General features: G+C 52.4%; 18 protein-coding genes and 1 riboswitch. Of the genes, 17 read left to right on the plus strand and 1 reads right to left on the minus strand.

Annotated features, from left to right (window positions below; all coding sequences use genetic code 11):
- Nucleotide 1 precedes the first annotated feature (1 nt).
- From ACO0LC_RS20760 to ACO0LC_RS20840, 17 genes are all read left to right on the plus strand, one after another.
- Nucleotides 2–1,624: a carboxyl transferase domain-containing protein gene (locus ACO0LC_RS20760; RefSeq protein WP_423006629.1), complete on the plus strand. Its 1,623-nt coding sequence runs from the start codon at nucleotides 2–4 to the stop codon at nucleotides 1,622–1,624.
- 9 nt (nucleotides 1,625–1,633) lie between these two features.
- Nucleotides 1,634–2,575 (plus strand): alpha/beta hydrolase family protein, encoded by a 942-nt coding sequence (locus ACO0LC_RS20765; RefSeq protein WP_423006631.1) that lies wholly within the window; start codon nucleotides 1,634–1,636, stop codon nucleotides 2,573–2,575.
- A 32-nt stretch (nucleotides 2,576–2,607) separates the two neighbouring features.
- Nucleotides 2,608–3,387 (plus strand): enoyl-CoA hydratase/isomerase family protein, encoded by a 780-nt coding sequence (locus ACO0LC_RS20770; protein ID WP_423006633.1) that lies wholly within the window; start codon nucleotides 2,608–2,610, stop codon nucleotides 3,385–3,387.
- A 56-nt stretch (nucleotides 3,388–3,443) separates the two neighbouring features.
- Complete coding sequence (locus ACO0LC_RS20775; protein WP_423006635.1) at nucleotides 3,444–3,980, plus strand: DUF1569 domain-containing protein; 537 nt, start codon at nucleotides 3,444–3,446, stop codon at nucleotides 3,978–3,980.
- Between the two features lie 41 nt (nucleotides 3,981–4,021).
- Nucleotides 4,022–5,359, plus strand: a complete 1,338-nt coding sequence (bioA, locus tag ACO0LC_RS20780) for an adenosylmethionine--8-amino-7-oxononanoate transaminase (protein ID WP_423006637.1) — start codon at nucleotides 4,022–4,024, stop codon at nucleotides 5,357–5,359.
- Nucleotides 5,356–6,636 carry an 8-amino-7-oxononanoate synthase gene (gene bioF, locus ACO0LC_RS20785; RefSeq protein WP_423006639.1) on the plus strand — a complete coding sequence of 427 codons (1,281 nt, stop codon included), beginning with the start codon at nucleotides 5,356–5,358 and terminating at the stop codon, nucleotides 6,634–6,636. Before bioA ends, bioF begins: the two co-directional genes overlap by 4 nt.
- Nucleotides 6,636–7,331 carry a dethiobiotin synthase gene (bioD, locus tag ACO0LC_RS20790; protein ID WP_423006641.1) on the plus strand — a complete coding sequence of 232 codons (696 nt, stop codon included), beginning with the start codon at nucleotides 6,636–6,638 and terminating at the stop codon, nucleotides 7,329–7,331. Before bioF ends, bioD begins: the two co-directional genes overlap by 1 nt.
- Nucleotides 7,332–7,343: 12 nt before the next feature.
- Complete coding sequence (gene bioB, locus ACO0LC_RS20795) at nucleotides 7,344–8,372, plus strand: biotin synthase BioB (RefSeq protein ID WP_423006643.1); 1,029 nt, start codon at nucleotides 7,344–7,346, stop codon at nucleotides 8,370–8,372.
- Nucleotides 8,373–8,504: 132 nt separating this feature from the next.
- Nucleotides 8,505–10,505, plus strand: coding sequence for an acetyl/propionyl/methylcrotonyl-CoA carboxylase subunit alpha (locus ACO0LC_RS20800; RefSeq protein WP_423006645.1), 2,001 nt, complete (start codon nucleotides 8,505–8,507; stop codon nucleotides 10,503–10,505).
- Nucleotides 10,506–10,939: 434 nt separating this feature from the next.
- Nucleotides 10,940–11,668, plus strand: coding sequence for a pyridoxine 5'-phosphate synthase (locus ACO0LC_RS20805; protein ID WP_423006647.1), 729 nt, complete (start codon nucleotides 10,940–10,942; stop codon nucleotides 11,666–11,668).
- 165 nt (nucleotides 11,669–11,833) lie between these two features.
- A riboswitch (cyclic di-GMP riboswitch) is annotated at nucleotides 11,834–11,904 on the plus strand.
- A gap of 129 nt (nucleotides 11,905–12,033) precedes the next feature.
- Complete coding sequence (locus ACO0LC_RS20810; protein WP_423006649.1) at nucleotides 12,034–12,951, plus strand: response regulator; 918 nt, start codon at nucleotides 12,034–12,036, stop codon at nucleotides 12,949–12,951.
- 73 nt (nucleotides 12,952–13,024) lie between these two features.
- Nucleotides 13,025–13,390 carry a response regulator gene (locus tag ACO0LC_RS20815; RefSeq protein WP_423006651.1) on the plus strand — a complete coding sequence of 122 codons (366 nt, stop codon included), beginning with the start codon at nucleotides 13,025–13,027 and terminating at the stop codon, nucleotides 13,388–13,390.
- A 35-nt stretch (nucleotides 13,391–13,425) separates the two neighbouring features.
- The gene (locus tag ACO0LC_RS20820) at nucleotides 13,426–13,971 is read left to right on the plus strand and encodes a chemotaxis protein CheW (protein WP_423006653.1); all 546 of its coding nucleotides are present in this window, start codon (nucleotides 13,426–13,428) and stop codon (nucleotides 13,969–13,971) included.
- Between the two features lie 102 nt (nucleotides 13,972–14,073).
- Nucleotides 14,074–15,879: a methyl-accepting chemotaxis protein gene (locus tag ACO0LC_RS20825; protein ID WP_423006655.1), complete on the plus strand. Its 1,806-nt coding sequence runs from the start codon at nucleotides 14,074–14,076 to the stop codon at nucleotides 15,877–15,879.
- A gap of 73 nt (nucleotides 15,880–15,952) precedes the next feature.
- Nucleotides 15,953–19,843 (plus strand): hybrid sensor histidine kinase/response regulator, encoded by a 3,891-nt coding sequence (locus tag ACO0LC_RS20830; protein ID WP_423006657.1) that lies wholly within the window; start codon nucleotides 15,953–15,955, stop codon nucleotides 19,841–19,843.
- Between the two features lie 2 nt (nucleotides 19,844–19,845).
- Nucleotides 19,846–20,325: a hypothetical protein gene (locus ACO0LC_RS20835; RefSeq protein ID WP_423006659.1), complete on the plus strand. Its 480-nt coding sequence runs from the start codon at nucleotides 19,846–19,848 to the stop codon at nucleotides 20,323–20,325.
- Between the two features lie 11 nt (nucleotides 20,326–20,336).
- Nucleotides 20,337–20,768, plus strand: coding sequence for a chemotaxis protein CheW (locus ACO0LC_RS20840; RefSeq protein ID WP_423006661.1), 432 nt, complete (start codon nucleotides 20,337–20,339; stop codon nucleotides 20,766–20,768).
- Between the two features lie 128 nt (nucleotides 20,769–20,896).
- On the opposite strand, the gene ACO0LC_RS20845 is transcribed toward ACO0LC_RS20840, so the two are convergent.
- The gene (locus ACO0LC_RS20845) at nucleotides 20,897–22,243 is read right to left on the minus strand and encodes a sigma-54-dependent transcriptional regulator (protein WP_423006663.1); all 1,347 of its coding nucleotides are present in this window, start codon (nucleotides 22,241–22,243) and stop codon (nucleotides 20,897–20,899) included.
- Nucleotides 22,244–22,247: the final 4 nt, after the last annotated feature.

The following is a 22,247-nucleotide window of genomic DNA, read 5'->3' on the forward strand; positions in this document are numbered from 1 at the left end:
AATGACAACTTTAGATTCCAAACTCAATCCCCGCTCTGAAGAATTCAAAGCCAATGCAGCGGCCATGCAAGCCGTGGTGGATGACCTTAAAGAAAAGATCGCAAGGATTGCACTTGGTGGTGGCGATGAAGCGCGCAAGAAACATCTGGCGCGTGGCAAACTCTTGCCGCGTGACCGTGTACAAATGCTGCTCGATGCAGGCACGCCTTTCCTTGAGTTCTCGCAACTCGCTGCCTACGACATGTATAAAGAAAAAAGCGGCGCCGATGCTGCCCCATCTGCCGGTGTCATCACTGGCATAGGCCGCGTGGCCGGGCAGGAATGTATCATTGTCTGTAATGACGCTACGGTCAAAGGCGGCACTTACTACCCACTAACCGTCAAGAAGCATTTGCGCGCACAAGAAATTGCCGAGCAAAACAATCTGCCCTGCATTTACCTCGTCGATAGCGGTGGTGCGAACTTGCCTAACCAGGATGATGTCTTCCCTGACCGCGATCATTTTGGCCGCATCTTCTACAATCAGGCCAATATGTCGGCCAAGGGCATACCGCAAATTGCGGTTGTCATGGGTTCCTGTACTGCCGGTGGTGCCTATGTGCCAGCGATGAGTGATGAATCCATCATCGTCAAGAACCAGGGCACGATTTTCCTCGGTGGCCCACCGCTGGTGAAGGCCGCTACTGGTGAAGTCGTCAGTGCCGAAGACCTCGGTGGTGGTGATGTGCATACTCGTTTGTCTGGCGTGGTTGATCACCTCGCACAAAATGATACGCATGCGCTGTCTTTGGCACGCACGATTGTTTCGCATCTGAACCGCCAGAAGCCACAAACCGTGGTCATGAAAGAAGTTGAAGAACCCAAGTTCCCGGCTTCTGAATTGTATGGCGTGATACCGGTCGATACCCGCAAGCCTTTTGATGTGCGAGAAGTGATTGCCCGCATCGTCGATGGCAGCCATTTCGATGAATTCAAGGCACGCTATGGAACGACCCTGGTCTGCGGTTTTGCCCATATCCACGGCATGCCAGTCGGCATTATTGCCAACAACGGCATCCTGTTTTCTGAATCGGCACTGAAGGGCGCGCATTTCATAGAACTGTGCTGCCAGCGCAAGATACCTCTGGTGTTCCTGCAAAACATCACCGGCTTCATGGTAGGCCGCAAATATGAAAACGAAGGCATAGCCCGTAATGGTGCCAAGATGGTGACCGCAGTAGCGACGGCGAATGTACCGAAGTTCACCGTCATCATAGGCGGTAGTTTTGGTGCGGGCAACTATGGTATGTGCGGCCGCGCTTACTCGCCGCGCTTCATGTGGATGTGGCCAAATGCCCGCATCAGTGTCATGGGTGGCGAGCAGGCCGCCAGCGTATTGGCGACAGTAAAACGTGATGGCATAGAAGGCAAGGGCGGTAGCTGGTCAGCCGAAGAAGAAGCGGCTTTCAAACAACCTATCAAGGATCAGTACGAACACCAGGGCCATCCTTATTATGCATCAGCACGTCTGTGGGATGACGGTGTCATCGACCCGGCAGATACCCGTATGGTACTCGGCCTGGGTTTGTCGGCAGCCTTGAATGCACCGATACCGGATGTGAAGTTTGGCGTGTTCAGGATGTAGGACCCTATCATGGTAAATCCCGCTTCAGCTATCCGCATGCCTGTGCTTGTTCTATTGGCCTTGTTCAGTCTGACTGTTCATGCCCGTGTACCGCAGGAAGAAAAAACTGCAGAAGAACAGGCAATAGCTGGCCCGGTCAAACTGGCTACCGACTTGCATGAATCGGTGACGGCGATCAATGTGGTCGTCAAGGATATGTTCGGGCGGGAGAGCAAGGGTGAAGTGGTCATTACGCAGTTCAAACCTGATGGTGATGGCCCTTTCCCCATCCTGATCCTGAATCATGGCCGTAGCGCTACGAATCGTGCGGCGACTCCCAGATTCAGATACACCCCGCAGGCCAGGTATTTTGTGAAGCGCGGTTTTGCCGTATTTGTACCTACCCGCATAGGCTATGGTGAAAAGGGAACGACACCTGACCCTGAAGAAAGTGGCAGCTGCAATAACAAAAATTACGCGCCTATGGCAGAGGCCGCCAGCAAAGAAATTCTGGCGGTACTCGAACATGCCAAAACACAAAAATATATTGATGCCAGCCGTGTACTGGTCGTGGGGCAATCTGTAGGCGGTTATAGCACGGTAGCGGTGGCGGCAAAAAATCCTTCAGGTCTTGTTGCTGCCATCAATTTCGCTGGTGGCTCTGGCGGTAACCCGGCTGACCGTCCCGGCGAGCCTTGCCAGCCCTATAAGCTGGAAAAGATGTATGCTGAATTTGGCGCGGGCAGCAAAGTACCCATGTTGTGGATATATACAGAAAACGATCAATACTTTGCGCCCAAATATTCTCAGGAGTGGCATGCGGCTTTTGTAAAAGCAGGCGGTAAGGCAGAATTCAAATTGCTGCCGCCATTTGCCAAGGATGGCCATACCCTGTTTACCGGGGGCAGCAAGATCTGGGAGCCGGTGGTTAGCGAGTTTCTTGATGCGAATGGCTTCCCCAAAGCAAAGTAAGATCAAAATACGAATTATGTGGAATTATTAAAATGGAAAATATCGAGCTGAGTTTTCAGGATTTCGTGGCAACTGTGACATTAAATCGCCCCGATGTACGCAATGCCTTTAATGAAACAAGCATAGCTGAAATCACCAGTGCTTTCTGTGATTTGGATACGAATGACAGCATTCGTGCTATTGTGCTGGCCGCGAATGGTCCTGCTTTTTGTGCTGGCGCAGACCTGAACTGGATGAAAAAGATGGCAGACTACACTCATGAGGAAAACCTCGCGGATGCAGGTCAACTGGCAGAAATGCTGCATGCCATCTATAGCTGTAGCAAGCCGGTAGTTGCCAAAGTGCAAGGTGATTGCTATGCCGGTGGCATGGGCCTGGTGGCTGCCTGTGATATTGCCGTCAGTGTGGATACAGCCAATTTCTGCCTCAGTGAAGTCAAGCTGGGCCTGATACCGGCGACGATTTCGCCCTATGTCATCAAGGCCATGGGTGAAAGCGCAGCGCGTCGTTATTTCATCACTGCCGAGCGTTTCACGGCGGCAGAGGCGCAGCGCACGGGCTTTGTCCATGAAGTAGTGACGGCAGAGGCACTGGATGCCAAAGTGGCAGAGATCGTCAAGGCGCTGAGCAGCAATAGCCCAAATGCAGTGAAGCAGGCCAAGCGCCTGGTACAGGCTGTTGCCAGCCGTGAATTGACGCCAGCGCTGATAGCAGCAACGGTAGAAGGTATAGCGCAGATACGGGCATCGGATGAAGGCCGTGAAGGGGTACGTTCTTTCCTGGAAAAACGTAAACCAAACTGGTTAAGTTGAATCCAGCTTAAATATTAAGCGGATAGCAAGAATAGAATGAGAAGGGGTTGGAAAAGATGACAAAGCGTAGACTGGTATTGACTGGCCTGGGCGTCTCTTTGCTGGCCGCAGCGGGCGCTGTGACTTATCGCAAGTCCACAGTAGTCATCACTACAATTGCAGATATGCAGGCAAAACTTGTCAGTCTGAAATTGAATAAACTGGCCAGCCTAACCGGCTGGCAGCCCTATAAAGTCTTTGTGCACCTGGCGCAGAGCATAGAGTATTCGATGACGGGTTATCCGGAAATGAAATCCGCAGCCTTCCAGCACACGGCTGGTAGTGCAGCCTTTTATGCTTTTTCAGTCGCCGGTGCGATGACGCATAATCTGACTGAACCCATACCAGGTGCACCTGTGATTGCCGAAAGTGGCGATGTCAATGCCGGCATCGATATGCTGATTGCCGCATTACAGAAGTTTGAAAACCATGCGGGTGACATCAAGCCGCATTTTGCTTATGGCAGTTTGAGCAAGGCGGAATTTGCCAAAGCCCATGTCATGCATATACAGAATCATTTGAAGCTCATTCAATCTACACAATCCATGGCATGAATCTGGAACTGGAATGAACTTTGATCGTTAATTTGTCTGGAATGAATTTGAATCAAGAAAATGACTGGGTAACACGCAGCCTGCAACATGTATGGCATCCGTGTACCCAGATGCAGCATCATGAAACCGTGCCGCTGATACCCGTCAGCCATGGCCGCGGTGCATGGCTGTTTGATATGGAAGGCAAGCGTTATCTTGACGCCATCAGCTCCTGGTGGGTCAATCTGTTTGGTCATGCCAATCCACGCATCAATGCAGAGTTGAAAGACCAGCTCGACAAGCTTGAGCATGCGATGCTGGCCGGTTTCACCCATGCGCCTGTGGTCGAATTATCAGAAAAACTGGCGGCCCTGACTAATCACGCACTCGGCCATTGCTTCTATGCGTCTGACGGTGCATCCGCAGTCGAGATTGCCCTGAAGATGAGCTTTCATGCCTGGCGCAATGGTGGCCAGACTGAAAAACAAGAGTTTATTTGCATACAGGGCAGCTATCATGGTGAAACCGTGGGGGCACTGGCAGTGACCGATGTCAGCCTGTTCCGTGAAGCCTATGGCCCCATGTTGCAGCGTGCGCATGTTGTTGCTTCACCGGATGCGCGTCTGGCAGAGGCTGGCGAAACTGCTGCCGATGTGGCCTTGCGCGCAGCCGCGGCACTGGAAGCAAAATTGCAGGAACGTACAGGCAAGATTGCTGCAGTCATCATAGAACCACTGGTGCAATGTGCTACTGGCATGGCCATGCATGACCCTGTGTATCTGAAGCGTTTGCGCGAATTGTGTGACCAGTATCAGGTGCATCTGATTGCTGATGAAATCGCCGTAGGCTGTGGCCGCACTGGCACTTTCTTTGCCTGTGAATCTGCGAGCATCTGGCCAGACTTTTTATGTCTGTCTAAAGGCATCAGTGGCGGCTATTTACCATTGTCACTGGTGATGACCACAGATGCTGTCTACCAGGCATTTTATGATGCCGATGTAAGACGCGGCTTTTTGCATTCGCATTCCTACACCGGTAACCCGCTGGCATGCCGCGCGGCCTTGGCGACACTGGCGATATTTGAAGATGACAAGGTCTTGCAAAACAACCGTGTCAAGGCAGAATTCTTGAACACTGCTTTTGCCGATTTGAAAAATGATGCGCGCGTGCGCCACTTCCGCCAGCAAGGCATGATCCTCGCCTTTGATGCGGTAGTCGATGACGCAGAACGCGCAGCGACATTTTCACGCCGCTTTTTTGCTGCGGCACTGAAGCAGGAATTATTAATGCGGCCCATAGGCCGCACAGTCTATATGATGCCGCCCTACATCTTGGAGCAGGATGAAATGAGCTTGCTGGCACATAAAACCAGACTGGTATTTGAAGAGGTAATGGCATGACAGATGCTGGTAAAAACAATCCCGGAATAAATAATCCTGGCATAAGAATCGCCACGCAGCGCAAATCCCTGATACAGGGTTTGCAGCAAGAGCTGGCCGTGTTGGATCAAAAACATTTATTGCGCCAAAGGCGCACGGTGGAAACACCGTCAGCACCAAACATGAAAGTCGATGGTCGTGACTTGCTGGCATTTTGCAGCAATGATTATCTCGGTCTGGCAGCCCATCCCAAACTGGCAGAGGCCATGCAGGAAGGTGCCGCGCTATACGGTGTAGGCAGCGGTGCATCACACCTCATCAGCGGCCATAGTCGCGCGCATGCGGTGCTGGAAGAGCGCTTGGCCGAGTTTGTCTCACCGCATATCGATAACGCCCGCGCTCTGTATTTCTGCACAGGCTATATGGCCAACCTGGCTGTCATCACGGCACTGGCTATCAATAAAGACACGACGGTATTTTCTGAAGCCCTGAACCATGCATCCCTCATCGATGGTGCGCGCCTCTCGCGAGCTACCGTACAGGTATTCCCGCACCGCGATTACACAGCGCTGGAACGCATGCTGCAACAATGCAAGACCAAGCACAGGGTGGTCGTCACCGACAGCGTCTTCAGCATGGATGGCAATATTGCAGAACTGGGTGCCCTGCTGGCAATTTGCGAGCGTTATGATGCCTGGCTCATCGTCGATGATGCCCATGGCTTTGGCGTGCTGGGCCAGCATGGCCGTGGTGTGCTGGAGCATCTGAATATCAAGTCGCCGAATCTGGTTTACATGGGTACCCTGGGCAAGGCCGCCGGTGTCGGTGGTGCTTTTGTCGCGGCAGATGCAACCGTGATTGAGTGGCTGGTACAACGTGCCCGTGCTTATATTTACACGACTGCCGCCGCACCAGCACTGGCGCATGCACTGCTGACCAGCATCGATATCATTGCTGGTGAAGAAGGCCAGCAAAGGCGTGCGCATCTGCAAAAACTGATAGGCCTGTTCAGCGATGGTCTGCATCTGCAGGTCTGGCAGGGCATGCCATCGGACACGGCCATACAACCCGTACTCATCGGTGACAATGCTGCCATGCTGAGGGTAGCTGGCAATCTCATGGACCAGGGTTTGTGGGTAGGCGCGATACGCCCACCTACCGTGCCTGTCGGTACGGCACGCTTGCGTGTGACTCTGTCCGCTGCACATACAGAAATCCAGGTACTGCAACTGGTGCAGGCGATTAACCGTCTGGATCAGATGAGTTATGTGGCCCAGTGTTTTGCCGAGGTGGCCTGATGCAAAAACGGCAGCATGATTTTTTTGTGACTGGCACTGATACCGAGATCGGCAAGACCCTGGTCAGCGCTGCGATACTGCATGCAATGCAGGCACAAGGTTTGCAGGCAGTGGGCATGAAGCCGATAGCGGCTGGGGCGGAAATGCGTGATGGCGTCTTGCATAATGAAGATGTGGATATGCTGGTGGCAGCATCCAGCGTCAAGGCAGAGCTGGCCCTGGTATGTCCTTACCTGATGCAGACACCGGCAGCACCGCATATCGTGGCTGAGCTGGAACAGGTGAAGATAGAACTTCCGCATATCGTCAACAGCTATCAGCAATTGCTTGAACAGGCAGATGCAGTGATAGTGGAGGGCGTAGGCGGGTTTTGCGTACCCCTGAATGTGCAAGTGACTACCGCGGACATGGCGCAAGCTTTGGATTTGCCCGTGATATTGGTAGTTGGCATGCGCCTGGGCTGCATCAATCATGCATTGCTGACGGTCGAAGCCATCGCCGCGCGAGGCCTGAAGCTGGCAGGCTGGGTTGCCAATACCGTTGATGCCAGCATGCTATACCCGCAAGAAAATATTGCCGCCCTGCGTGAGCGCATAGCAGCACCCATGCTGGGGCATATTCCCCGTTTGAATGTTCCTGATCACGAGAAGGCAAAAACTGCTGCTTCGTATCTGGATTTGAGTCAATTGAAGTAAAAGGAAACAAAGATGCAAGCTACTGATACGACTTTGCAAGCCATGCAATTCCAGCCACCGGTCAAGAAGATAGAAGCCGAAACCTGGCCCGTGGATGAAGTACTGGCCCTGTTTGATTTGCCCTTCAATGACTTGATGTTCAGGGCGCAAACTGCACACCGCGCCAACTTCCCTGATGGTGATGTAGAGCTGGCGACACTCTTGTCCATCAAGACCGGTGGCTGCGAAGAAGACTGTGGCTATTGCCCGCAAGCGGCACGTTATGACACTGGCGTAGAAGCCAAGAAATTGCTGGATGTGCGCGAAGTGCTGGACGCTGCCAAAGCTGCCCGCGAAAACGGTGCAACCCGTTTTTGCATGGGTGCTGCCTGGCGTTCACCCAAAGACCGCGACATGGAAAAAGTAGAGACCATGGTGCGCGAAGTCAAGGCCATGGGCCTGGAAACTTGCGCGACCCTGGGCATGCTCAAGGAAGAACAGGCGCAGCGTTTGAAAGATGCAGGTCTGGATTACTACAACCATAATCTCGATACTGCACCTGAGTTTTACAGCAATGTGATTTCCACCCGCGATTACCAGGACAGGCTCGATACTCTTGGTCATGTACGTAGCGCTGGTCTCAAAGTCTGTTGCGGCGGCATCGTCGGCATGGGTGAATCACGCCGCCAGCGTGCTGGCCTGATTGCGCAACTGGCGAACCTGAATCCCTATCCAGAATCCGTACCTGTCAATCACCTGGTGCAGGTAGAAGGCACGCCTTTGCATGGCCTGGACCCACTTGATCCGCTGGAATTTGTACGCACTATCGCCGTCGCCCGCATCACCATGCCCAAGGCGCGTGTGCGCCTGTCTGCTGGCCGTCGCCAGATGGGTGAGGCAGTGCAAGCCATGTGTTTCCTGGCTGGCGCGAATTCGATTTTCTACGGCGATAAATTGCTGACTACGGCTAATCCTGAAGCGCAGGATGATCGCGTCTTGCTCGATAAACTGGGCTTGAAAACTAGGGGCAAGGTCGAGGCTAAAGCGGGTAGTTGCTCCTGATTAAAACCGTAAACCTTCAGCACAGAGTGCACAGAGGAAAAATGGAGGCACAGAGAAAGGCAATGCCTTTTTCTGATGACTGAGTAAAGAAAAATTATCGCAACTGATACATCCACCCAAAAGGTTAGAGACATGTTTACCAAAATCCTTATCGCCAACCGTGGCGAAATTGCTTGCCGTGTTGCTGCTACCGCACGCCGCATGGGCATCAAGACTGTCGCTGTGTATTCCGAAGCCGATGCCTATGCCAAGCATGTCGCGGTTTGTGATGAGGCAGTATTGATAGGCCCGGCGGCCGCCAAGGAAAGTTATCTGCGTGCCGACAAGATCATAGAAGTCGCATTGGCGACTGGCGCGCAGGCGATACATCCGGGTTATGGCTTTCTGTCAGAGAACAGCGAGTTTGCTGAAGCCTGCGCCAAAAATGGCATCGCCTTCATAGGCCCGCCAGCATCGGCGATAGAAGCCATGGGCAGCAAATCTGCCGCCAAATCTCTGATGGAAAAAGCCCATGTACCGCTGGTGCCGGGCTACCATGGCGATAACCAGGATGCTGATTTTTTGCATACCGAGGCTGACCGCATCGGTTACCCGGTCTTGCTCAAAGCCAGTGCCGGTGGTGGTGGTAAAGGCATGCGTGTCATTGAGAAATCGGCTGACTTCAAGGATGCGCTGGCATCCTGCAAACGTGAAGCCATCAACTCTTTTGGTGACGACAAAGTGCTGGCAGAAAAATACCTGCAAAGACCACGTCACATAGAAATCCAGGTGTTTGCTGATACCCACGGCAATTGCGTCTATCTGTTCGAGCGCGATTGCTCGGTGCAGCGCCGCCATCAAAAAGTACTGGAAGAAGCACCTGCACCCGGCATGACGGCAGAGCGCCGCACTGCCATGGGCGATGCTGCTGTGGCAGCGGCAAAAGCAGTTGGCTATGTCGGCGCCGGTACGGTGGAATTCATCGCCAACCAGGATGGCTCTTTCTACTTCATGGAAATGAATACCCGTCTGCAGGTTGAACATCCGGTGACAGAAATGATCACTGGTACTGACCTGGTTGAATGGCAATTGCGTGTTGCTGCTGGTGAAAAACTGCCGCTGCAACAAAGCGAATTACAGATCCATGGTCATGCGATTGAAGCACGCGTGTATGCAGAAAATCCTGAAAAGGGTTTCCTGCCATCGATAGGTACTTTGCGTCATGCACGTACCCCTGTTGCTGTGAATTTTGAACTTGGTGGCGCGGCTGATCCGGCGGCTTTCCGTATTGATAGCGGTGTGCGTGAAGGCGATACGATTTCACCTTTCTATGACCCCATGATCGCCAAGATGATAGTCTGGGGCAAGGACAGGAAAGAAGCACTGGCCCGCATGGCGCAAGCGCTGGCGCAATACCAGATTGTCGGCTTGAACAGCAATATCGCCTTCTTGTCACGTCTGGTGACCAGTACAGCTTTTTCTGGCGCTGACCTGGATACTGGCCTCATAGAACGCAATCAGGCAGAACTGTTCCCGACACCGGTAGCCGCGAACCTGACTACGCTGGCACTTGCGGTTGTGTCCCTGTTGAATTCAGAAAAATCAGCAAAGGGTAGCAGCGAACCATGGCAATCCAGCCACGGCTGGCGCATGAACAGCCTCATGCAACGCAGCCTGCAATTCACGGAAGAAGAACAGACGCATAATGTGCAAGTGACTTACCTGGCAGATGGCTGGCAAGTGCAGGCAGGTGCATCGACAGCACAAGTCAAACTGGCATTGGCGCATGAAAATGATATCGTCATCAAGATAGCAGACCAGACCGTGGCTGCCACGGTAGTGCGCGACGGTGAACATTTCCATGTCTTCAGTCAGGGTAAACATACTGACCTGCATTACATAGATGCGCTGGCGCATGCCGGTGAAGCCGAGGCGGAAACTGGCCGTCTGACTGCACCCATGCCAGGCAAGATCGTCGCCGTGTTGGTTAACAAAGCGCAGGAAGTGAAGAAGGGCGATGCCCTGTTGATCATGGAGGCTATGAAGATGGAACATACGATTTCGGCACCGCATGACGGCGTCATTGACGAAGTCTTGTATGCGATTGGTGACCAGGTGACTGAGGGGGCGCAGTTACTGGCTTTCCAGCAGTGACCACTTCTAGCTGTTAAGTTTTGGACTGCAAAGCCAGCACTGATGTGCTGGTTTTTTTTACGGAGGAAAAAATATGAATACACGCCTTCCCCTTCAAGGAGAAGGCGGGGATGGGTTTTTTTTGTAAATTAATTAAGTGTTTCATTAGTTGAAACCCATCCCCACCCCAACCTGTCCGACGCACCGCTTGCAAGCGGCTTGGATTTTGTCGGCACAAAGCAAGCTTTGTGAAACCCTGATGACTTCTCCTTGAAGGGGAGGGAGTTTTAAACACATTTCATCAGGTGAATGTTAGTTATAAAAAACAGATACACCAGCAAATCACACCGCTGTGTTACTTGTACAAACTTGCAAGCAAGTCCATGATGAATACTTGATCAAGAAAAATCTGCAACCATGATTTTTCATTACCTTGCCCAGACTTTGGAATCACCATGACCGTACTCTCCATCAATATCAATAAAATCGCCTTATTACGTAATTCACGTGGCCGTAATTATCCTGATGTTCTGGCCTTTGCCGCCCGCTGCCTGGATCTGGGTGCGCGTGGTATTACCTTGCATCCAAGGCAAGACCAAAGGCATGCGCGTTATAGCGATGTGGAAAGCCTGGGGGCTTTGTGTCAGTCACGCGGCGTGGAGTTGAATGTGGAAGGTTACCCGGCGCCAGACTTCCTGGAAGTCGTTAAACGCAATCGTCCAGCGCAATGCACCCTGGTGCCGGATGCTCCGGACCAGCTGACCTCGGACCATGGCTGGGACTTGCGCAAGGATGCTGATTTCTTGCGCCCGGTACTGGCTGAGCTGAAGGCGCTGGGCATACGCAGCAGCCTGTTTATCGATTACGACAACCAGGACATGCATATTGCCAAAGAACTGGGTGCTGACCGGGTAGAGTTATATACCGAACCCTATGCCGAGCACTTTGGTACCGCACATGGGGAAGACATTTTCCAGGGCTTTGTGGCTGCAGCCAAACGCGCCCAGGATGCTGGCCTGGGTGTCAATGCCGGTCATGACCTGAATCTGGATAATCTGGAAAAATTCCTGACCATACCTGGCATCCTGGAAGTTTCCATAGGCCATGCCGTGGTGGTGGAATGCATAGAGTCAGGCATGTCTGAAGTACTAGGTAAATACGCAAAAATCTGTCAGTCGTACTAATTTTTGTGTCTTTGATAAAGAAAAACTAAAAGCAAAAAAATGTTAACTTTTTCCTTGTGGCCTGCAATTTCTTGAACTACATTGGGGTAACGGTGCTTCGCATGAGGCGCTGTTGCTGATGTTCTCTCCCTGTCATGCTGTCAGTATTGCCAGGGTAATGTCAGTAGTGTTTAAAGGCAAACCATATGAAAGTATGGGACGCAAAACTATAGGGCCCTCGCTCAAAGGTTGATACAAAAATCAAGATGACCATGTGTCGCTGGAAATGTGACGTTTAGGGCTATGGATTTTGTAACAGACACTTAGCAGGGCAGCCAGGTACCGTAATCCGCATTAGCGGTTTTTCGTCAAGAGGTAGGTCGCTCATGAACAGCAATTCCACCGCGCTTCCCGGCGCTACAAAAAAAATCCTTATTGGTGTTTTTGGTTTATCTGATTATGAATTGCGTCTGGTACGCAGCGTACTCAGTTTGACCATGGTGAGTGGGCGCAAGCATTCTTATGCCCTGTTTGATGCCAGCCAGGTGGCTGATCCTGATATCGTCATACTTGATCCGGACAATGTCCAGGCCAGGGCCGCTTTGCAGGAATTGATAGAGGCGCGCAATATTCCCGAGCCAGCGACGGTGTTCATCTCCAATGCAGTGCAGGCCAAGCCAGGTAAATACCATTTGCTGCACCCCCTGGTTCCTACCAAGATGCTGGCTTTGCTGGATCAGGTTGCTGATGAATTGGTCAGGTTGTTGCCTGCTGCATTTTCTGCGGCTTCAGATGCTGCACCAGTGGCTGGCAGGACTGGCACAGACAAGAATACGGTAGTGCAGCCTCTGTTGCCAAAAGCGCCGCCTGCATCAGTATTACAGACTGGATATCGCGCGCTGATAGTCGATGACAGTCCTACAGCGAGAATCAAGATAGACCTGGAATTACGTTCCATGAAAATTGCTTCGGATTGTGCTGAAACCGGTGAACAGGCTTTGCAGATGCTGGAGAAAAAAAACTACGACATCATCTTTCTCGACATCGTCATGCCCGGTGCCGATGGCTATGAAATCTGCAAGATCATACGCCGCCAACCGCAAACCAAGCGTACACCTGTGGTCATGTTGACCAGCAAGTCTTCGCCCTTTGATCGCATACGTGGTTCTTTATCCGGTTGCAGCAGTTATCTAACCAAACCCGTAGAACATCTGAAATTTCGCGCAGTGGTGGAAAAGACCCTGACCGCAGGTGAGGCTATCTTCACCATGGACAAGAACCACGATATGGTCATGGGTACCTGATTTATCGGGAGCATGCATTCTTACCTTTGCCCTGGGGATCAGGGTGCTTAGCCTACACATCCGGGAGTACATCATGAGCATGAAAAAAGCACTTGTCGTTGACGATTCCACTACTGAACTGGCCAATATCAAAGCCATACTGAGCGATGCCGGCTATATGGTGGTGACAGCGTCCAGCGGCAAGGACTCACTGGAAAAAGCCAAGGCAGAAAAACCCTCCATCATTTTTCTCGACATCGTCATGCCTGAGATGGATGGCTATGAAGCCTGTCGCAATCTTAGCCAGGACCCAGCCACCAAGGGTATCCCTATTGTTTTTGTCAGTAGCAAATCGCAAAAAGCTGACAAGATCTGGGGCCAGCTACAAGGTGCCAAAGGTTATGTCGCCAAACCTTATACCGCTGACCAGATTATTGATCAGCTCAAAATGTCAGTCTGATTTTTCATTCATTCACCCCAAGCCAGGGAGCTGTCATGAGTCAGTTCACGTCCAGCAATGCCGGGCAGGCCAGGGAATGGCTGCCGCCCAGCGCTGCTTTGGAGCGCTTTAATCCACCCGCTGATTTGCTGTGGAGCGATGTGGCACCACTAGTTGAAAGAAAGCGTTATGGCTATCGGGTGGGGTCGATGAACTTGCTCATCAAGGCCGAGGTTGGCAGTGAAGTGATACGGCCACAAGCCGTAGCGCCACTGCCTGGTGCTGCAGCCTACTTGCTGGGCCTGATTAATTTGCGCGGCAATCTGGTCCCCATCTTTGATCTGGGCCTGGTACTCAGTGGTCGCAGGTCAGAAGTCACCTCATCCAAATTATTCCTGATACTGGACAAGGCAGAAAATGCTGTCGGCATGCTGATAGACAGTTATCCGCAACCGCTGACGGAATTGCGCAACATCACACAAATGCCGCAGCTGCCGGCAACACTGGAAGCACATGTACCAGGCGCCTTCGTCAAGGACGACAAAGTCTGGCTAGACTTCAATCATGAAAGTTTTTTTGAAAAACTCAGCCGCAGCGCATAAAGCATAAAACTTAAAGTGTAGAACTTAAGCGAAATCCGGCTGATCCCCTTCTGTTGATTTGACCAAGCAGTCTTTGTTGATGTTTTTCTTGTGGAGAGCAAAATGAAATTACGTACTCCGAATATTGGTATCCGGCTCAGTCTGGGATTTACAGCGGTGTTGCTGCTGTTGGCGGTAACGGCCTGGCTGGCGATGTCCAACTTGAAGAGCATCAATGATGGTACCCACCGTATTGTGGATGGCAGCTATCCTAAGGTGGTGCTGGCTTACAAGATGTTGGGGAATGTTAATGCCAATGCACGTTCCATGCGCAATATGCTGCTCCTGAACGAACAGTCAGCAATTGAAAAAGAACAGCAATTGATTTTGTCACGCAGACAGAACCAGGATGACAATATCGCCGGTTTTGAAAAACTGATAGTCAGCGATGAAGAAAAAAGTATTTTCCAGATAGCTACCGAGGCACGTAATAAATACGGTGCTTCACAAAGGGAATTCCTGCGCCTGGCGACTGAAGGTAAAAAAACGGAAGCGACGGCCTGGTTGCTGGGTAATCTGCAAGCCGACCAGGAAAAATGGTTCACCTCCATGGATAGTCTGATTGACTACCAAACCAAGCTGGTGAACAAGGATGGTGCCGCCGCCGATAGTACTTACCTGAATGCCAAAAACATTTTGGCGCTGGTGGCAGTTTTGTCCATCTTGCTGGCAGCCGGTGTTGCTTACTGGATGACGCGCAGTATCACCAAACCGGTATCGCATCTGATCGGTGTTATGCAGAAATTGACACAGGGCGATGCCACAGTCAGGGCGCGCAGCAATCAACCGGATGAAATTGGCAAACTCTCACGCCAGTTTGACAAGATGGTGGATGAACGTGAAGCCAGCCGTAAATCCATAGAAGATGAAAATGAAAAACTCAATGAATCCGTACTGGTCCTGTTGCAGGCGGTGGCGCAACTGGCGAGCAGGGATTTGACAGTCAAAGTACCGGTATCTGCCGATGTGACTGGTGCGGTATCCGATGCCTTGAACATGCTGACCAGCGAAACCGCCAAGGTGCTGCGTGATGTAAGTAATATTTCTGCCGACGTGACCGAGGCTACGCTGAAGGTAAAAGCCCAGTCTGATAATGTGATGGCAGCGGCGGCAGAAGAAAGGCTGGAAGTGGAACATACCACTTTGTCACTGTCTACTGCTTCTGAAGAAATGCGCAATATTGCTGACCTGGCACAAACCTGCAACCGCGCTGCTGACAATGCGATACGCTCGACACAACTGGCGATGGATACGGTCAACAGCACCGTGGGTGGTATTAACAGTACCCGCGACATCATACGCGAAACAGAAAAACGGATTAAACGCCTGGGTGAACGTTCACAAGAAATTTCCGGCGTGGTCGGCCTGATTAATGCGATTGCTGAACGTACCCACATCCTGGCCTTGAATGCGAGTATGCATGCGGCATCCGCCGGTGAAGCAGGTCGTGGTTTTGCGGTGGTTGCAGATGAGGTGCAAAGGCTGGCAGAAAATGCGCGGCAAGCGACGTTGCAAATTTCTGGCCTGGTCAATAACATACAGCTGGAAACCTCAGATACGGTCAACACCATGAACTCGGCAATTGCCCAGGTGGTAGAAGGTAGCCGTCTGGCAGAGCAGGCCGGTCTGCAAATGCAGGCAACGCAAAATGCCACGTCTGAGCTGGTTGAATCGGTACAGCAAATTGCCATCAAATCCCATGGTCAGGCCAAGGCCAGCCAGGAATTGCTGGACAGAGCGATACAGATCAAGAAAACCAATCAGGAAACCAGCTTGCAACTCGATGAACAATCAGCGCAAACCACCAACCTGGTGGAATACGCCAGGATGCTCTTGTCCACTGTGCGTGTGTTCAAACTGGCTGCTTGATTGTCAACCGGCTTCGGCCTGCGCAAAAAAATGCGCAGGCTTTTCACCTTACAACTTACCCATCTGAGGCAGTATGGAACAGCTAGAAAACCATGCTACAGATTTCAGCCATGTCGTCCTCGGTGCCCTGGATGAGGTATTCAACGCCCTGGAAACCGATGCCACACATTCAACGGATGTTGCGGTAGTCACCCGTGCCCTGGCCTGCTATATAGAGCAACTGCGTCGCATACGCGCAGCAGCCAGTGCCGCCGACATGCCTGGCCTGCACTGGGTATGTGCACTGATAGAGCGCAACCTCATCAGCCTGCATAACCAGAACCGACGTCTCAGTGAAGCAGAATATTATCTGCTCAGCGAATGGCCAGATCTCTTGGCCAGTCATGCCCTGAATCATGGCAATAAAAATATAGAAACCCTGATAGATCATTTATCCACCGCCAGCTGGCCCCTGCCCCTGAGCCATGTTGACTCCGGTGAATTACGACAATTGCTGAACAGCGATCCACTGACACCGGTAGAGGAAGTGGAAGACGCTCCCGCATTATTTTTGGTGCCCGCAGCCACCCCGGCATTTGTTGAAGCTGCCTCGCCTGTTGAGCAACCACAGGCTACCGAACAGAATTTATCTTCCGACCTGCATGATGCCCTGGATGCCCTGGTCATGACCCTGGCAGCCGATGAACATTTTGGTCAGGGCGGCGAAACTGATGCCGCTACCCTGCAATGCTATGCCGCGCAATTACAGGCGTTTTCCACCTGTGCCCAGCAATTGTCCATGCATGCAGTGGCAGATGCCTGCCATGCCTTTGCCGATGTCGTTACTCTCAGGTCAGAAACTGACCATGCATTGAGCGAAACAGAGCTGGGCATCTTGCAGCGTTTCCCCCTGATGCTGATGGATAGTATTGCTGATGCCGATAATCCTGAGCTGGCAGCAAGCTTGCTGGATGTTATCTACCATCCTGTATGGAGTGACGCAGAGACGGTAACAGAAAATGAAGCGAGGACTGAAACCGCTGCAGGGCTTGTTACAGAAGCTGACAACGTCAGCGATACTGTAGCCGAAGCAACTTATACTGAACTTCAGCATATCGACGAAGCTGAATTTAACCCACCCAGGCAAGAAATCAGCAGCGATATGCTGGCCTTGTTCGCCAGGGAATTCAGCCTGATGGCGGAGATGCTGGCAGAAGACCTGGCGGCTGTTATTGCCGCAGGTGATGACCATGAACAGCACAGCCTGGCCCTGCAAAACTATGTTGAAGCCTTGTTGCGCATAGCGACGACTTCTGAATCCATAGGGCTGATAGCCCTGCATAAGTTCTTATCGATATTGGCTGATCTGGTGAGAGCGCAAGCAGCCACTCTGAGTAGTTCGCAAGCAAATGTATTGGGCGAATTGCCAGCCAGGCTGATAGCCTATCTGAACACTCCAACAGAAGAGGTGCCAGCGCTGGAATTGCTGGCCTTGCTGATGGATGAGGCATGGGTGGCTACTGCGCTGGCAGAAGAGCATGCATCCCTGTTTTCTGAATTGATCAATATTGAGCTTATCGATGAAAATCATGGTGAGGAAGAAGCCGTAGTCGCGATTACAGAAAATGATGTTTCCATACTATGGCCCGATGATTTGAATACTGAGTTATTCGACGGCCTCTTGCAGGAACTGCCTATACAGGTAGGCAACTTTACCAGTGCCATAGAAAAATTTTCCAGCGGCACTGGCAGCATGCAAGATGTAGAACAAGCCAAGCGTGCAGCGCATACCCTGAAAGGTGCGGCCAATACCGTGGGTATCGCCGGTATTGCCAATCTGACCCATCATCTGGAAGATTTGCTGATTGCCCTCAGTGATAAAGCAAGCTTGCCAGATCTGACCCTGGCAGAATTATTGACCGAAGCTGGTGATTGTCTGGAAGCCATGGCCGAAGCCGTGGTCGATGGTGGTGCTGCACCAGCCCAGGCACGGCAAGTCTTGCAGCAAGTCTGTGACTATGTCAGGTATATGCACAGCGGTGAGTTTGTTGCACGTCCTGAGATTACTTCTGCCAGTCAAGCAAGTACAACTGCATCAGCGACCTTGTCTACTGGAGCAGTACTCGATCTGGTGGAGCCAGGCTCACATGCGGCTGAACCCATGCTGCGCGTACCAGCAAAAGTGGTTGACGAATTGCTGCGCCTGGCAGGTGAAAATGTCATCTCGAATGCGCAAATCCAGGAGCAATTAAAGCAGACCCAGAAACAATCCAAGGCCATACAAAAGCAAGACATCCTGTTCCAGAAACTCATCGCCGACCTGGAAACCCTGGTCGATGTGCGTGGCATGAGCAGCCCACAGAAAAAAGCCAGCATCAGCACTACTGATGGTGACTTTGATCCGCTAGAATTTGAACGTTACAGCGAGCTGCACACCATCACCGCGCAATTGGTAGAGGCACGCACCGATGCTTTCGAGATGTCTAGCCACATCGATGAACAATTGCATGGCCTGGCAGAATTGCTGGAAGTGCAGCGTCGCCTACAAATGGAAAACCAGCATGCCGTGATACGTACGCGGCTGGTGCCTGTGACTACCATAGTTTCGCGCCTGCAGCGCAGTGTGCGCCAGACCTGCCGCTTGCTCGATAAACAGGTGAACCTGAACATATTGGGTGCCAATACCAATATCGATAGCAATATGCTCAATGATCTGACCGATCCGCTCATGCATATTTTGCGGAATGCGATTGACCATGGCATAGAAAGCGTAGCGCATAGACAGAGCTTGCAAAAAACTACCATGGGACAAATAGAACTGAGCTTTGCCCGTGAAGGCAATTCCATAGTCGTGCGTTGCAAGGACGATGGTGCAGGTCTCGATTATGCCGCCATCCGTCGCACTGCCTTAAAACGCAAGATGATCAGCGCTGAACGAATCTTGTCAGAAGAAGAATTGGCCAGGCTGATCCTGGTGCCGGGTTTTTCCACCCGCGAAAGCAGTACCCAGACTTCTGGCCGTGGCATAGGCATGGACATGGTGCATGCGCGCATACTGGAAATGAAGGGCTCACTGAACCTGCGCTCAGTCGCAGGCCAGGGTCTGATGGTGGAACTGCGCCTGCCAGCCAGCCTCTTGTCTGAACACACTCTGATGGCGCGTGTCAGTGGTCATATGATGGCCATCTCCAGCCGTCGCATCATCGATATCCATTACATCACCGATGCACAAATCGATATGCTGGCAGACCAGCCGGTGTATCGTTTTGGTGATGCAGTCCATAAATTGCTGAAGCTCGACAGCTTGCTGGGTATGCCAGACCAGCGCAAAGAAATACGCAGCTATGGTTACCCGGTCTTGCTGGTCAGCACCGACACCGGGGCGACTTGTGCCATACAAGTGCAGGAACTGGTTGATGGCCGTGAAGTCGTGGTCAAGAAATTTGGTCGCTATGTTCCAAGAATCCAGGGCACCATAGGTGCAGTCATCCTGGGTGATGGTAGTGTCGCGCCGGTGATAGATTTGCCGGAATTATTGCGCTCATCAACACCGCAGTATATCAATGTGAGTGATGCCTATACTGGCCTGCCTGCACAGGCTGATCACCAGGTTGTGCAGGTGCGCACCGCACTGGTGGTTGATGACTCTCTGTCAGCCCGCCGTGCTACGGCACAAATCATGCGTGATGCCGGTTATGAAGTACGCACCGCGATTGACGGACTGGATGCCGTTGCCATCCTCGACGATGTGACACCTGATGTGATTTTGGTCGACATGGAAATGCCACGCATGAACGGTCTTGAACTGACCAGCCATGTACGTGCCCGCAAGCTGGATAAACACATACCTATCATCATGATCACTTCACGCTCTACGCAAAAACACAGGCAGCAGGGTGATGCAGCCGGAGTGGATGCCTACCTCGTCAAACCCTTCAGCGAAGATGCCTTGCTGCAGCATATCAACCGCCTGACTGGAGTGTGATCATGGGAGCGAAGATGCCTGGTATGAGTACAGAAATACGCAATCGCCTGTTGCTGCGCATCGATGCCTTGCAGCTCATGTTGCCACAGGGCGATGTCTGCGCAGTCGAATCGGTGGTGGATTTGCAAAGTCAGGACGATATCGCACCCGCCATAGGGCGCATCACTTACCTGGGGCAAAGCTGGCCAGTGTTGAGTCTGGATGGTGAGTTGCAGGCGCTGGCTGCCATGCCGGCGAGCCGCCGTGCCTGCGTCATGCTGGCCACTGGCAAGGGCTTTTTGGGTTTGCTCTGTGATGATGTACGGGTGCTGAACCAGCACTCAGGTGCTGACTATGCCTTGCCTGTTGCCATGCGCGCTGGCCATACACCAGTACAGGCCATCATGCCATTTGAAGATGGCCTGGCCTGTCTCAGCGATGCCCGGCATTTATTGCAATACGGTGCCTTTGCACAAGTTACTTCCACTCATACTGCCCATTAGGAGAGCCCGACATGTCCAGTGCAAATGCGTGGTTGCTCGATGTAGGTGACGGCAGGCAAGTCGCCATAGGCCAGCGTGAACTGATACAAATCATGGATGCCCAGGACAGCTTTGAGGTGCCGCTGGCGCCTGCCCATATGCGCGAAGTGATTTTCTGGCAAAAACGTGCCGTGCCTGTCATGCAATTGCCTCTGCGTCTGGGTGGCCAGGCTTGCACTGGCAATATCCTGGCGCTGGTAGCGTTTCATGATGTGGTCAGTAATAGTGCAGGCCTGGGTGCCATCCACCTGGCAGCACCACCAGTGCGTGTGCTGGTCGATGATAATCAGGCCAGCAGCCTTGATGAAACAGGCTGGGAAGACATGGCGATTTCCTGCTTTGAACAACAGGGGCAAAGCATACCCGTGCTGGATTTAAGTCGCTTGTTTGCAGCCGCGCATTAATACCAGGGAAACCAGGCATTTGAATTTCGTAGGAGCGACTTCAGCCGCGAAGGATGTGCCGTGATTGCCATTTTTTCTGGATCAAAGATTCGCGGCTGAAGCCGCTCCTACAGGTGGACATGCGTTGCTTACTCACGCAAACCATACCTGCGCATCTTGTTGAGCAAGCCTACGCGTGAAATACCCAGTTGTTTTGCTGCATGCGTATGGTTGTGCTGGTTGTCATTGAGTGCACTGACGATGAGGCGCTTTTCCAGCGCAGCCACCTGTTCTTCCAGTAAACCAGAATCCACTACAGGCGTCTCGCTCGCGACTTCGCCACAGGCCAGTGCCAGGTCATCCACTACTATCTCATTCATCTCTCCCGCCAGTGCCATCGCAGTTTGCAGGCAATGCTGCAATTCCCTGACATTACCGGGCCAGGCATGGGACACCAGCCATTCCTGTGCCGCAGCCGTCAGGCGTTTTGGCGGCCTTGATCTGGCTGCAATCGCCTGAGCTATCAAGGCAATATCTTCTGCCCTGTCTGCCAGCGCCAGGGTGCGCATTTGTATGCCTTTGAGGCGGTAATATAAATCATCCCTGAAACTTTTTTCTTCGACCATGACAGCCAGATCACGATTCGTCGCCGCGACTATGCGTACATCGACACGCAACTCTGCGCGTGCACCTATAGGAAAGAAACTGCCAGACTGCAAAAAGCGCAATAACTTGACTTGCATGGGCAGGGGCATTTCACCTACTTCATCAAAGAATAGCGTGCCGCCATCAGCCGCCGCAATCAGGCCCTTGCGGTCGCGGTCGGCACCGGTGAAACTGCCTTTGCAGTGACCAAATAATTCACTCTCGAATAATTCTGCAGGTATGGCACCGCAATGCACTGCAATAAATGCTTTGCCTGCTCGTTTGCCCTGGGCATGCAGGGCGCGTGCCACCAACTCCTTGCCAGTGCCGCTGGGGCCGGTAATCATGACTGGTACATCGGTAGGTGCAATGCGGCGTATCAGCGAGCGCAGTTCTGCCAGCTCGGCGCTGATGCCTATCAGGCCCATGCTGTTATCGTCTGGCAGGGCGCGGGCGCGCCATTGTGCGAGTTCTCGTTCCAGGCGGCTTTTGTTAAGCGCACGATCTACCACGACGCGCAAGATGTCGGGATCAAGTGGCTTGGGTAAAAAATCCCAGGCTCCAAGGCTGATAGCACGCAGCGCCAGTTCGCGGTCAGCATGACCAGTCATGACGACCACAGGGACAGGTGCAAACGCAGGCAGCAGGGCCAGGCCTTCATCGGGTGTGAAACTAGGTGGCAAGGCCAGGTCCAGCAAGACCAGATCAAAGCTGTTCTCCGCCAGCAAGGCATGCACCTGTTCTGCCGTGGCCGCGACCTTGACGATATAACCGAGGCTGGCCAGCCAGTTTCCACACAGACGTTGAAAGGCTGGCTCATCATCAACCAGTAAAATAGTTTGCATGCTCATGGTG

The organism is Undibacterium sp. JH2W (assembly GCF_049340425.1).
Classification (GTDB): Bacteria; Pseudomonadota; Gammaproteobacteria; order Burkholderiales; family Burkholderiaceae_D; genus Undibacterium.

What these genes read in the sequence shown, in the direction of transcription:
- ACO0LC_RS20760 (WP_423006629.1), top strand. Translation starts at nt 2, where the DNA reads ATGACAACTTTAGATTCCAAACTCAATCCCCGCTCTGAAGAATTCAAA.
- bioD (WP_423006641.1), top strand. Translation starts at nt 6,636, where the DNA reads ATGCAAAAACGGCAGCATGATTTTTTTGTGACTGGCACTGATACCGAG.
- ACO0LC_RS20840 (WP_423006661.1), top strand. Translation starts at nt 20,337, where the DNA reads ATGTCCAGTGCAAATGCGTGGTTGCTCGATGTAGGTGACGGCAGGCAA.
- ACO0LC_RS20845 (WP_423006663.1), bottom strand. Translation starts at nt 22,243, where the DNA reads ATGAGCATGCAAACTATTTTACTGGTTGATGATGAGCCAGCCTTTCAA.
- ACO0LC_RS20830 (WP_423006657.1), top strand. Translation starts at nt 15,953, where the DNA reads ATGGAACAGCTAGAAAACCATGCTACAGATTTCAGCCATGTCGTCCTC.
- ACO0LC_RS20810 (WP_423006649.1), top strand. Translation starts at nt 12,034, where the DNA reads ATGAACAGCAATTCCACCGCGCTTCCCGGCGCTACAAAAAAAATCCTT.
- bioB (WP_423006643.1), top strand. Translation starts at nt 7,344, where the DNA reads ATGCAAGCTACTGATACGACTTTGCAAGCCATGCAATTCCAGCCACCG.
- ACO0LC_RS20775 (WP_423006635.1), top strand. Translation starts at nt 3,444, where the DNA reads ATGACAAAGCGTAGACTGGTATTGACTGGCCTGGGCGTCTCTTTGCTG.
- bioF (WP_423006639.1), top strand. Translation starts at nt 5,356, where the DNA reads ATGACAGATGCTGGTAAAAACAATCCCGGAATAAATAATCCTGGCATA.
- ACO0LC_RS20800 (WP_423006645.1), top strand. Translation starts at nt 8,505, where the DNA reads ATGTTTACCAAAATCCTTATCGCCAACCGTGGCGAAATTGCTTGCCGT.
- ACO0LC_RS20835 (WP_423006659.1), top strand. Translation starts at nt 19,846, where the DNA reads ATGGGAGCGAAGATGCCTGGTATGAGTACAGAAATACGCAATCGCCTG.
- ACO0LC_RS20765 (WP_423006631.1), top strand. Translation starts at nt 1,634, where the DNA reads ATGGTAAATCCCGCTTCAGCTATCCGCATGCCTGTGCTTGTTCTATTG.
- ACO0LC_RS20815 (WP_423006651.1), top strand. Translation starts at nt 13,025, where the DNA reads ATGAGCATGAAAAAAGCACTTGTCGTTGACGATTCCACTACTGAACTG.
- bioA (WP_423006637.1), top strand. Translation starts at nt 4,022, where the DNA reads ATGAATTTGAATCAAGAAAATGACTGGGTAACACGCAGCCTGCAACAT.
- ACO0LC_RS20820 (WP_423006653.1), top strand. Translation starts at nt 13,426, where the DNA reads ATGAGTCAGTTCACGTCCAGCAATGCCGGGCAGGCCAGGGAATGGCTG.
- ACO0LC_RS20825 (WP_423006655.1), top strand. Translation starts at nt 14,074, where the DNA reads ATGAAATTACGTACTCCGAATATTGGTATCCGGCTCAGTCTGGGATTT.
- ACO0LC_RS20805 (WP_423006647.1), top strand. Translation starts at nt 10,940, where the DNA reads ATGACCGTACTCTCCATCAATATCAATAAAATCGCCTTATTACGTAAT.
- ACO0LC_RS20770 (WP_423006633.1), top strand. Translation starts at nt 2,608, where the DNA reads ATGGAAAATATCGAGCTGAGTTTTCAGGATTTCGTGGCAACTGTGACA.